9 protein-coding genes are annotated in these 11640 nt (G+C 60.7%); 2 read left to right on the top strand and 7 right to left on the bottom strand.

Going from position 1 to position 11640, the window contains the following annotated elements; all coding sequences use genetic code 11:
• Positions 1 to 124: 124 nt before the first annotated feature.
• Positions 125 to 967, top strand: coding sequence for a taurine dioxygenase (gene tauD / locus AC0Z5Z_RS21900; protein ID WP_423663629.1), 843 nt, complete (start codon positions 125 to 127; stop codon positions 965 to 967).
• 199 nt (positions 968 to 1166) lie between these two features.
• On the opposite strand, the gene mgrA is transcribed toward tauD, so the two are convergent.
• The 3 genes from mgrA to AC0Z5Z_RS21885 all read right to left on the bottom strand — a co-directional run bounded on the left by mgrA (position 1167) and on the right by AC0Z5Z_RS21885 (position 5944).
• The gene (mgrA, locus tag AC0Z5Z_RS21895) at positions 1167 to 2204 is read right to left on the bottom strand and encodes an L-glyceraldehyde 3-phosphate reductase (protein WP_076565051.1); all 1038 of its coding nucleotides are present in this window, start codon (positions 2202 to 2204) and stop codon (positions 1167 to 1169) included.
• Between the two features lie 193 nt (positions 2205 to 2397).
• Positions 2398 to 3717: an LLM class flavin-dependent oxidoreductase gene (locus AC0Z5Z_RS21890; RefSeq protein WP_056787075.1), complete on the bottom strand. Its 1320-nt coding sequence runs from the start codon at positions 3715 to 3717 to the stop codon at positions 2398 to 2400.
• A gap of 1 nt (position 3718) precedes the next feature.
• Positions 3719 to 5944 carry a TonB-dependent receptor gene (locus AC0Z5Z_RS21885; protein WP_056787072.1) on the bottom strand — a complete coding sequence of 742 codons (2226 nt, stop codon included), beginning with the start codon at positions 5942 to 5944 and terminating at the stop codon, positions 3719 to 3721.
• Positions 5945 to 6147: 203 nt separating this feature from the next.
• On the opposite strand from AC0Z5Z_RS21885, the gene AC0Z5Z_RS21880 reads away from it, so the two are divergent.
• Complete coding sequence (locus AC0Z5Z_RS21880) at positions 6148 to 7185, top strand: LacI family DNA-binding transcriptional regulator (RefSeq protein ID WP_252879235.1); 1038 nt, start codon at positions 6148 to 6150, stop codon at positions 7183 to 7185.
• A 38-nt stretch (positions 7186 to 7223) separates the two neighbouring features.
• Here the strand turns inward: AC0Z5Z_RS21880 and AC0Z5Z_RS21875 are convergent, their stop codons facing one another.
• From AC0Z5Z_RS21875 to epsC, 4 genes are all read right to left on the bottom strand, one after another.
• Positions 7224 to 7625: a type II toxin-antitoxin system HicB family antitoxin gene (locus AC0Z5Z_RS21875; RefSeq protein ID WP_039756416.1), complete on the bottom strand. Its 402-nt coding sequence runs from the start codon at positions 7623 to 7625 to the stop codon at positions 7224 to 7226.
• A gap of 59 nt (positions 7626 to 7684) precedes the next feature.
• Positions 7685 to 7867, bottom strand: coding sequence for a type II toxin-antitoxin system HicA family toxin (locus AC0Z5Z_RS21870; protein WP_125925828.1), 183 nt, complete (start codon positions 7865 to 7867; stop codon positions 7685 to 7687).
• A 240-nt stretch (positions 7868 to 8107) separates the two neighbouring features.
• Positions 8108 to 10069, bottom strand: coding sequence for a choline transporter BetT (betT, locus tag AC0Z5Z_RS21865; protein WP_160768576.1), 1962 nt, complete (start codon positions 10067 to 10069; stop codon positions 8108 to 8110).
• 473 nt (positions 10070 to 10542) lie between these two features.
• Entirely contained in the window at positions 10543 to 11469 is a 927-nt protein-coding gene (gene epsC / locus AC0Z5Z_RS21860) for a serine O-acetyltransferase EpsC (RefSeq protein ID WP_485611626.1), read from the bottom strand.
• Positions 11470 to 11640 lie beyond the last annotated feature (171 nt).

Below are 11640 nucleotides of genomic sequence, written 5' to 3'. Positions count from 1 at the left end.
GGTCTCCCCCAGAAACACATCTTCGTATGTCGCACCAGCGAGCTTAGATCTCATTCATGCTGGTGTGTGGGGAACATACAAGGAGCTGCCGAAGGGTGGTTTCACCGAATTGAAGAGAAAGACCATGAGCACCCTCAACATCACCCCGTTAAGCTCGGCCCTCGGTGCGCAGATCAACGGCGTCGACATCAGCCAGCCGCTGAGCCTGGAACACCGCGACGTCATCGAACAGGCGCTGCTCAAATATCAGGTGCTGTTCTTCCGCAACCAGCCGATCGAGCCGGCACAGCAGGCACGTTTCGCGCATTATTTCGGCGACCTGCACATTCATCCGATCTACCCGAACGTGCCGGAACAACCGGAAGTGCTGATCCTCGACACCGCCGTCACCGACGTCCGCGATAACGCGATCTGGCACACCGACGTGACCTTCCTGCCAACGCCCGCGATGGGCGCAGTGCTCAGCGCCAAGTTGCTGCCGGAGTTCGGTGGCGACACATTGTGGGCCAGCGGCATCGCGGCATATGAAGCGTTGTCGGCGCCGATGAAAACCCTGCTCGAAGGTCTGACGGCCACCCACGATTTCACTCGTTCGTTTCCGCTCGAGCGCTACGGCAACACGCCTGAGGCGCTGGCGCAGTGGGAAGAAGCGCGGCGCAAGAATCCGCCGCTGTCGCACCCGGTGATTCGCACCCACCCAGTGAGCGGGCGGCGCTCGCTATTCGTCAATGAAGGATTTACCTCAAAGATCAACGAATTGTCGGAAACCGAGAGCGAGGCGATCCTGAAATTTCTGTTCGCCCACGCGACACGGCCGGAATTCACCATTCGCTGGCGCTGGCAGAAGGACGACATCGCCTTCTGGGACAACCGCGTGACGCAGCATTACGCGGTGGATGATTACCGCCCGGCGCGGCGGGTGATGCAGCGGGCGACGGTGTTGGGGGATGTGCCGTTTTTTCGCTGAGCCCTTTTAAAGGCAAAAGCCCCTCACCCTAACCCTCTCCCGGAGGGAGAGGGGAATGATTGGGGATGCTGTAGAAGTACGCCGACCTGAACGTACTTTGCTGAATCCATAATCGACTCGGTATTTCAGGTCGATGTAAGACGCAAGACACCTCGGTCGGCTCCCTCTCCCTCTGGGAGAGGGCTGGGGTGAGGGTGGCTCACTCCGCCGTCGAAGGCTTCTCCCAAAGATTGATCCCGCCCTCCTGGGCAAACCGGTCAATCTCCGCCAGCTCTTCAGCACTGAAATGCAGATTCTTCAGCGCGCCGACGTTCTCGATGATCTGCTCCGGCCGGCTCGCACCAATCAGCGCCGAGGTCACTCGTGGATCACGCAGCGTCCACGCCAGTGCCAGTTGCGCCAGGCTCTGGCCGCGACGCTGGGCGATCTCGTTCAACGCTCGCACGTGAGCGATGTTGGCCTCGGACAAGTGCGAAGCCTGCAGCGAGCCGCCGCCCGGGCGATTGACTCGCGCATCGGCCGGCACGCCGTTGAGGTATTTGTCGGTGAGCAAGCCCTGCGCCAGCGGCGTGAACGCGATGACGCCCGTGCCGAGTTCATCGGTGGTGTCGAGCAGATCCTTTTCCACCCAGCGATTGAGCAGGTTGTACGCCGGTTGATGAATCAGCAGCGGCACTTTCCACTCTTTCAGCAGCGCGGCCATCTCGCGGGTTTTCACCCCGGAATAGGACGAGATACCGATGTACAGCGCCTTGCCCTGCTGCACAGCGGTGGCGAGGGCGCTGGCGGTTTCTTCCAGCGGGGTGTCCGGGTCGAAGCGGTGCGAATAGAAGATGTCCACATAGTCCAGACCGAGGCGTTGCAGGCTCTGGTCGAGGCTGGCCAGCACGTATTTGCGCGAACCGCCGCCCTGACCATACGGGCCGGGCCACATGTCCCAACCGGCCTTGCTGGAGATGATCAGCTCGTCGCGATACTGCTTGAAGTCTTCGCGCAGCAGGCGACCGAAATTGATCTCGGCGCTGCCGTATGGCGGGCCGTAGTTGTTGGCCAGATCGAAATGATTGATGCCCAGATCGAACGCGGTGCGCAGCAAGGCACGCTGGGTCTCGATCGGCGTGCTGTCGCCAAAGTTGTGCCACAGGCCCAACGACAAGGCCGGCAGCACCAGACCGCTGCGGCCGACGCGGCGGTAGGGAATGGAGTCGTAGCGATTTTCGGCAGCGGTGTAAGTCATCGAATCCTCTCTTGTCTGTCTTTTAGTCATCTGCAACCGGACATCTTTGTGGCGAGGGGATTTATCCCCGATGGATGGCGAAGCCGCCCCAAAACCTGAAACCTCGGTGAATCTGGTGTACCGAATGCGCTGGTTTTACGACTGCTTCGCAGCCGAACGGGGATGAATCCCCTCGCCACAAAAGCCCCATCAATCATGCAAAGCGATTTGCAGGTCGAACCAGCCCCAAGTTCTGCCGCAGCGTGCGGCCTTCATATTCAGTTCTGAACAAGCCACGCCGTTGCAGTTCCGGCACCACGCCATTGGCGAAATCTTCCAGCCCGCCCGGCAGGTGCGGCACCAGCACATTGAAGCCGTCCGCCGCGCCTTGTTCGAACCACTCCTGCAGGCAATCGGCAATCTGTGCCGGCGTGCCGACCAGGCTGTGATGCCCCCGCCCGCCAGCGATCCTGCGACCAAGCTCGGCGAGGGTCAGGCTCTCCCGCCCGGCCAGCTCGGTCAGCAATTTCTGTCGGCTCTGCTGACCGCTGTCAGTCAGCGGCAATGGCGGCAGCGGCCCGTCCAGCGGGTACTTCGATAAATCGAAGTTGCCCAGCATACGCCCAAGCAGCGCGACGCCCACCTCCGGTTCGACCAATTGCTGAAACGTTTCAAACTTTTCCTGCGCTTCAGCTTCGGTAGCAGCGACCACCACGAACACACCGGGCATGATTTTCAGCGAATCGGTGCTGCGCCCGAACTTGGCCAAGCGTCCCTTGATATCAGTGTAAAACGCCTGTGCGGCGGCCAGCGAAGTCTGCGCGGTGAACACCACTTCCGCCGTTTGCGCCGCCAGTTCGCGCCCGGCTTCGGAAGAACCGGCCTGGACGATCACCGGTTGCCCCTGCGGCGAGCGCGCGACGTTCAGCGGGCCTTTGACCCGGAAATGTTCACCGACATGATCGAGCACGTGCAGCTTCTGCGGGTGGTAATAGGCGCCGCTGGCCTTGTCGCGGTGGAAGGCATCGTCTTCCCAACTGTCCCAGAGCCCGGTGACCACCTGATGAAACTCACGGGCGCGGCTGTAGCGTTCGGCGTGGCCGATGTGTGCGTCGCGGCCGAAATTCAGCGCCTCGGCCGCATTGTCCGAAGTCACCAGATTCCATCCCGCCCGTCCGCCCGACAAATGATCGAGCGAAGCGAACTTGCGCGCGACGTGGTATGGCTCGTTGTAACTGGTGGTGGCCGTGGCGATCAGGCCGATGTGCTCGGTCACCGCGCTCAGTGCCGAGAGCAAGGTCAGCGGCTCGAAGTGATCGGAGCGCGCCATGCGGCTGGCGATGTTTTCGGTCGGTGCGGCGACGCTGTCGGCGACAAACAGCGCATCGAACTTTGCCGCTTCGGCGATCTGCGCCAGACGTTTGTAATGGGCGAAATCCAGCCCAGCATCCGCCGGCACGTCCGGGTGCCGCCAGGCCGCTACGTGATGCCCGGTGGCCATGAAAAACGCACCGAGTTTCATCTGTCTGCTCATCTCAGAAATCCTTGCGCAGTTGCACGCCGAAATAGCGCTCGTCATCCCGTGGCACGGCGCGATAGATGTAGCTGCCGCCACTGGCCAGCAATGACGAATAGGATTTGTCGGCGAGGTTCTTGCCGAGCAGGGCGACACGCCAGCCATTGCTGTAATCGGCCAAGGCGACGCTGGCGTTCCACAGCCCGTAGGCGCCCTGTTTGGTATCGGGGTTCTGGCTGATGTCGTACTGCACTTCGCTCTGCCAGCTGTAGTCAGTGCCCAGTTCGATATCGAGACCGTTGTCCAGCGGAATTGTGTAGTCGGCGCGCACGTAGCTTTTCCAGTCCGGGCTGAACGGCAATGGTTTGCCGTTGACGTTGCACGACGCCGCCGCGCCGGCCGGGCAGGCGAATTCGTCGATGCGTGCGCGGGTGTAGGCCAGTGAGCCGGAGAACTTCAGTTGCTGGGTGGCTTGCAGGGCGTAATCGAGTTCGATGCCTTCACTGGTGACGCTGCCGGCGTTGATCAAACGCGTCACCACCTGCCCGGCGACGGTGTCGAAAAAGTTCGCCTGATAGTTGTCGTACTCGCTGTGGAAGATCGCCAGGTTGGTGGTCAGGCGGTTGTTCCAGGAGGTGGCTTTGATCCCCACTTCCCAGGTGTTGGAGGTCTCCGGTTTCAGCGCTTCGGTGTCGCGCGGCTGCATGTTGAAAAACACGTTGTACGCCGGGCCTTTGTAACCGCGCGAATAGGTCAGGTAACTGGTAACGGTATCGCTCAGGTCATATTGCAGACCGAGGCGACCGGACCAGCCGTCCTCGTCCACCGAGCCAGAGCTACTGGTCGCCGGTTGAATGCCGCTGACGGTGGTCGCTGATGTTGAAACGCGACGGTGATCGTATTTCAGATCATCGTGGGTATAGCGCAGACCGGCGATGCCGCGAAAGTTCGAAGTGAAGTTCAGCGTGCTCTCACCAAACACCGCGTAGCTGTCGCTGGTGGTGCTGTAATCGGCAACGCCACGGTCGGTGCGTGTGGTGGTCGTGAGGGTGCGCTGATAGGTCTCGTCGTCCTTGCCGTGCATGTAGAACAGGCCGCCGACGTACTCGAGAAACTCGCCCTTCGGTGAGGCCAGACGCAGCTCTTGCGAATACTGGTCGAAGGCCAGATCGCCTTTATCTGCCGTGCCGGGGAACGCCGCCGTCACGGTGCCGAGGCGATCACCATCCTGATACTGGGTATTGTCCCAGCCGCGCCATGCGGTGATCGATGTCAGCGTGTAATCGCCCAGTTGCCAGTCGAGCTGGCCGGACAGGCCTTTGTTGATGTCCTCGATGTGAGAGCGGGTGTCGGTGTTGATGTCGCGGTTGTGGCTGCTCGCGCTCACCGGACTCAGCGCGTTGGCGAAGGCCGGCGTCAGCGCTTGGCTGACGACACCATTGGGCGCGTCGTCGTGGGACTGCATGTAGTCCGCGATCAGGGTGAAAGTAATGTCGTCGTTCGGGGTGAATTCGAGTTTGCCGCGCACACCGCGGTGGTTGTAACCGTTGACCTCGTGGCCGTTGTGTTGATTGTCGATGTTACCGTCGTACGTGCCGAACAAGGTGCTGATCGAGCCCTTCAGCGTGTCCGGAATCAGACTGCCGCCAAGGCCGAAACGGCTGCGGCTTTCGTTGCCGCTGTAGAACGCCTGATCGATATAGCCGTGTGTTTCGGCGGTCGGTGCCTTGCTGGAGATGTTGAGTACACCGGCCGAGGCGTTCTTGCCGAACAGCGTGCCTTGTGGGCCACGCAACACTTCGACGCGCTCCAGATCGAGCAGATCCAGCGTGGCCTGACCGGGCCGCGCGTACACCACGCCGTCGATCACTGTCGCCACGGTCGGCTCGACGCCGGGCGAGGTGGAAATCGTGCCGACGCCGCGCACGAATAACGAGGTGTCCTTGTTCGAGGCGCCGGTACGGAAATTCAGCGACGGCACTTGCTGAACGATGCTCGCCAAGCTATTGCGGTTATCGCGTTCGAGCTGTTCGCCGTCGAGCACGGAAACCGCCACCGGCACTTTCTGCAGGGACTCTTCGCGGCGAGTCGCGGTCACCGTGACGGATTTCAGCGTCGGTTCCTGATCGCTGCTGTCAGCGGCAAACGCCATGGGCAGCGGCAGCGCCGCCAGCCCGGTGAAAATCCAGCCCGCCGCGTGTATCGACTGCGTCAGTGTGTGTAATGCCCCAGGAAAATTACGCATAGGTGTTCGCTCGAAAATGGCCCTGAACCGCTGCCGTTCTGCGACGACAGCGCCTGAATCTGTCTTGGGCATTCGCTCGAGCGAGTAGCAGACAACGCGCCTTGTTAGCGCTAACATCGGCAATATTGGCCATCGGCGAATAGAGCGTCCAATACTGAAAAATTACTTTTATATGCGATTTGGTTTTTAGAAAGGATCGAGTCTTGAACGTTGAAAAACCGCGTAAACGTCGTGGCGCCGGCCGTGTAACGTTGAATGCCGTGGCGCGTGCGGCCGGGGTGTCGGCGATTACCGTGTCGCGGTATTTCAATCAGCCCGAACAGGTTTCGCCCGAGCGGCGCGAGCGTATTGCAGCGGTGGTTGCCGAGCTCGGTTATGTGCCGAATCTGGTGGCGGGTGGTCTGGCCTCGGCGCGGGGGAAAATCGTCGGCATGGTCATTCCGAACATCTCCGGGCCGATTTTTGCCAACACGATCCAGGGCTTCAGCGACACCCTTAGCCGTCACGGTTATCAACTGTTGCTGGCGTCGAGTTATTTCGATATCAAGCAGGAAGAAAATGCCGTGCGCGCGTTTCTCGGTTGGTCGCCGGCAGCGCTGGTGCTGACCAGCCACTTTCACAGCGCAGGCACCGAGAAAATGCTCGCCGAGGCGGATATTCCAGTGATCGAAACCTGGGATTACCAGCCGGAACGCGGGCCGATGCAGATTGGCTTTTCGCATTTCGAAGTGGGCGTGACAGCGGCAAGGCATCTGCTGGACAAAGGCTATCAACGCATTGCTTTCGTACAGAACAGTGCGCCGGGCGACTTCAGTGCACTGGAGCGCCGCGATGGTTATGCCGCCACTGTGCGTGAAGCAGGACGTGAGCCATGGATCTTCGCCCCGGACGCCGACCGCGCACCGTTCGAGGCCGGCAAGCAAGCGATGGACGCCCTGATGAACGCCTCACCACGCCCCGACGCGATCATCTTCGCCAACGACAATCTCGCCGCCGGCGGCCTCCTCGCCGGACAACGCGCGGGTATCAAAATCCCCGCAGACTGCGCCGTGCTCGGCTTCGGTGATTACCCGTTTGCCGAGATGTTATTGCCCAGTCTGAGCACGATCAAACCGCCAGCGCTGGAGATTGGCGTGCTGGCGGCAACGCGAGTGCTGGAAAGCCTTGGCGTACTGCCCAACGAAGCAGTGCAACGGCTGAACCTGCTGCGATGCCAAGTGATCGAGCGCGAAAGCTCCTGACTGCGAGAGTGAGCAGGATCGCTCCCACAGAATTTCTGTCATACCGACAATTCGCGCAGCGCAGCCGCCGCCAGAAATCCGGAGCGGGAACGGTAGCGCCGGTCTCGCCGGACGGTCTGGTCAATACGTTCCAGCAACTGCTCGGGCAATGTGGCATTGAAGCGCACTGATTTGCCGAAGTAAGGCGTGATGTCAAAGTCGACTACGCCCCAGATACCGCCCGCGTAATCCGGGTTATCAAGATGAGCATCAATGTCGCGCACTTGCGGCAGTGGGGCGCCATCGGCGACCAGCCCCTCGTAGTGCAGCGCCAGCGCTTCCTGCGTGTTTTCGAAAGCTTCGGCTACCGTGGCGCCTGCGGAATAACACCCCGGTACGTCCGGAATGATCACGCCGTAGTCCGAGTCGGCATCCTTGTGCAGAACGACCGGGAATTTCATAAAGGTGAACCCTTCCTCTGGCAAGTCCGTGATGGGCGTTTCGTCTTCGAATACGGGCCTCATTTCAAACCCGCCTGTTTCAAAATGCTGTTGATCGTACCCTTGGGCAGATCCGAATCAGGGTGCTTGATCGTCACCCTTCCCTGCTTGGACGAATGCTTGTACTGGTGGTGACTGCCTTTTACCGCGACCAGGTACCAACCATCGTCCTCGATCATCCTGATCATTTCCCGACTTCGCATGTCCTTCGCCCTTATCTACAGCAACAGCTACAACTCTAGGGCATAAAGCGCGCAGCGATACACACCATACACACTTGGATAAATAATAGTCTGTTTCGTGATCATCACAGAGGGACGGATCGCCGGCGGGGCCCAAGATTGCGATGGGCAGCGCGGTATTCGGCATGCCGGCAGCAGCAATGGTGTTGTTCATGCTGCTGAGCGCCGAATCCCGAGCAGACCCGGCGCTCAGCCGCTGGATCAACGCACCAGATGCAGGAACTGCATGTGCCGTTCGTACTGGTCGAGGATGTCGTTGATGATCTGCTCTTTGGTGTAGCCGACCAGATCGTAGTCCTGACTGCCCTCGCTCAAGTGCACTTCGGCGCGGTAGTAGCGGCGATTGTTGAGTTGCTTGGAACCCATGCCGCCGCGCGCGAACGATGGCGTGAAGTAGCCGCGCATCTGCACCTGATAGATGAACGGATGCTGCTCGCCATGACCGATTTCCAGGCTGACGTTGTCATGCGCCGGATCCGGCTGGGTAACCACGTGCAGACCTTTTTCGACGAACACGGCGGTCACTTCTTCGATCGCCGGGCGGACGGTGCTTTCCATGAAGCGGTACACCTCGTCGCGGGACGGGAAGTGCACGGCCTGACTCAGGCGCTGACGCCAGCCACCGGTGCCACGCCGCGAACCGGAGACCGGCGCCAGCGAATGCAACTGCGCGATCTGCTTCTGCGACTCCAGATAGAACGCCTTGTGCAGGCCCCACATCATCAGCAGCAGAATCAACGAGAACGGCAATGAGGTCAGCACCACCGCCGACTTCAACGCGTCGATGCTGCCGGAAAACAGCAGTGCGCTGGTGATCAGCGCGGTCATCGCACCCCAGAAGACCCGCAGCCATTTCGGCCCGTCTTCATCCGGGTTGCCGCCTTTCGCCGACAGGGTGGAGAGCACCACGGTGCCGGAATCCGCAGACGTCACGAAGAACACGAAGCTGATGAACACCGTCACGGCGATGACAGTCTTGCTCCACGGATAGGTTTCCAGCAGCAGATAAATGCTCATCGACGGATTGTCGATGGCCGACATGCCCAGCGCACTCATGCCGTGATTGAGCACTTGATCCAGGGCGCTGTTGCCGAAGATCGACATCCACGCCAAGGTGAAACCGAGCGGAATCAACAGCACGCCGAAGACGAATTCACGGATGGTGCGGCCACGGGAAATCCGCGCGATGAACAGGCCCACGAACGGCGACCATGCGATCCACCAGGCCCAGTAGAACACGGTCCAGCCGCCCAGCCAGTCGCTCGGTTTGTCGTAGGCGTAGAGGTCGAAACTCTTCATCGGCAGCGCGCCGAGGTAATCGCCGACGTTCTGGATCAGGGTGTTGAGCAGGTGCTGTGTCGGCCCGGCGAACAACACGAACAGCAGCAGCCCGCAGGCCAGCAGCATGTTGATGTCCGACATCACCCGTACGCCTTTGTCGACGCCGGAGACGGCCACAATGATCGCCGCACCCATCATCAGCGTGATCAGGCCGACCTGAATCCACTGGGTGTGGGCGATGCCGAACAGATAATCCAGACCGGAATTCAGATGCAACACGCCGAAGCCCATGTCGGCACCAAGGCCGAACACCGTGGCGATGATGCCGAAGCCGTCCACCGCATAGCCGATCGGGCCGTTGATGCGTTTGCCGATCAGCGGATACAGCGCCGAACGCAGGGCCAGCGGCAGGTTGTGCCGATAGGCGAAATAGGCCAGTGCCATGCCGACGAAGGCAAACACGCCCCAGCCATGCAGGCCCCAATGCAGGAACAGGATCTGCATCGCCTGGCGCGCCGCGTCCGCCGTGCCGGCCTCGCCTTGCGGCGGCTGCAGCATGTGCGTCAGCGGTTCGGAAACGCAGAAGAAAAACAGCGTGATGCTGATCCCGGCGGCGAACAGCATGCCGGCCCAAGACAGGTAACTGAATTCGGGTTCGTCGTGGTCGGCACCGAGTTTTATCTTGCCGTAGCCGGATAAGGCGGTGACCACCACGAAGACCAGATACAGGGTCATCGCGAGCATGTAGTACCAGCCGACCGTGTTGGCCGCCCAGTTTTGCGCTTCCAGCAACCAGGCGCCGGCCTGCTCGGGGATGGCGATGACGACAAGACCAAACAGCAGAATGACCGTCGCGGCGAAGTAGAACACCGGCGGATTCATGCGCACCAGACCGCTGGCGGGGGTAGACGATGCACTCATGAAAAGTGCACCTCGAAGGGTTGAAACGTGGCTGAAATGATCGGACTCAGCAAAGGCAAGCCTCCTGTTGTGAGCGGGCAGCGAACCACCGGTTTAACTTGAATGAACGTTCAAGTTAAACATGAATGGGGTGGTAAGGACTAATCGCAGGGCTGGGCGGTAGGTTTCCTACAGCGCCCGAGGAGGTTTATGACGCGGGTTTTGTGAGATTCGTTCACTGCGCCAAGCAAGAATCAAAAGCCCCTCACCCTAACCCTCTCCCAGAGGGAGAGGGGACTGATTGGGGGATGTTCAGAATGTGCGCCAACCTGAGGAAACCGTGCCGAATCCATAATCGACCCGGTATTTCAGGTCGATGTATGACGCAAAACACCTCGGTCGGCCCCCTCTCCCTCCGGGAGAGGGCTGGGGTGAGGGGAAAAGGATTCCACGGCCTACTTCTGCGTCCCGTCATCATGCTGCAGATTTGCCTGCGTCAGATTCGCCCCCGCCGGCACACTGCGCGTCAGCCAGACGTTGCCGCCAATGGTCGAGCCCTTGCCGATGGTGATCCGTCCGAGAATCGTCGCCCCGGCATAGATCACTACGTCATCCTCAACGATCGGATGACGCGGATGGCCCTTCTGCAACTGGCCGTCCTCATCCGCCGGGAAGCGCTTGGCCCCCAGGGTCACCGCCTGATAAATCCGCACCCGCTCACCAATGATCGCGGTTTCGCCAATCACTACGCCTGTGCCGTGATCGATAAAGAAACTGCGGCCGATCTGCGCGCCCGGGTGGATATCGATTCCGGTCGCCGAGTGCGCGATCTCCGCGCTGATCCGCGCCAGCAACGGCAGCCCGGCGCGATACAGATGGTGCGCCAGTCGATGGTGAATCACCGCAAGAATGCCCGGATAGCACAGCAGCACTTCGTCAACGCTGCGTGCCGCCGGGTCGCCGTGATAAGCCGCAAGCACATCGGTGTCGAGCAGCGTGCGCAAGCCCGGCAAGGCCAAGGCGAAATCCTGCACGATCTGAATGGCGCGGGTCTCGACTTCACTGTCGTCCTGCGCGCTGTGGCGGGCAACGTAACGCAGCTCCAGGCGCGTCTGCGCCAGCAAGGCATTCAGCGCTACATCAAGCGTGTGGCCGACGTAGAAGTCTTCACTTTCTTCACGCAGATCGACCGGCCCCAGACGCATCGGGAACAGCGCGCCACACAGCGCCTCGAGGATTTCCGCCATCGCCGCTCGCGATGGCAATTCGCGGCCGCCCTGCTCCCCTGAAGCCCGGCCATTCCGTGCGCGCCACTGATCCCGCGCGCTGCGCAGCTGGCTGACGATGGTCTGCAATTGCCAATGGCTGGAACGCTCGCTCACGGTAAAGACTCCTCACGGGCGGCCGGACTGTCTGGCCGCGTCATCGGCGCCTACTTTACGGCATGCCTTTGCCGACGAATTAAGAACCGATAGTGCTGGCCTCAGTCCATTTGGCTATAAGCGATTGGCGGTTGCCCGGGCAAAATCGCGTGCCTATAGTCCTTTCATTCT

The organism is Pseudomonas sp. 1L-E-NC-VB-C3, assembly GCF_057291535.1.
The sequence above is the reverse complement of the archived record's forward strand: the minus strand, read 5'-3'. Positions and strand labels throughout refer to the sequence as shown.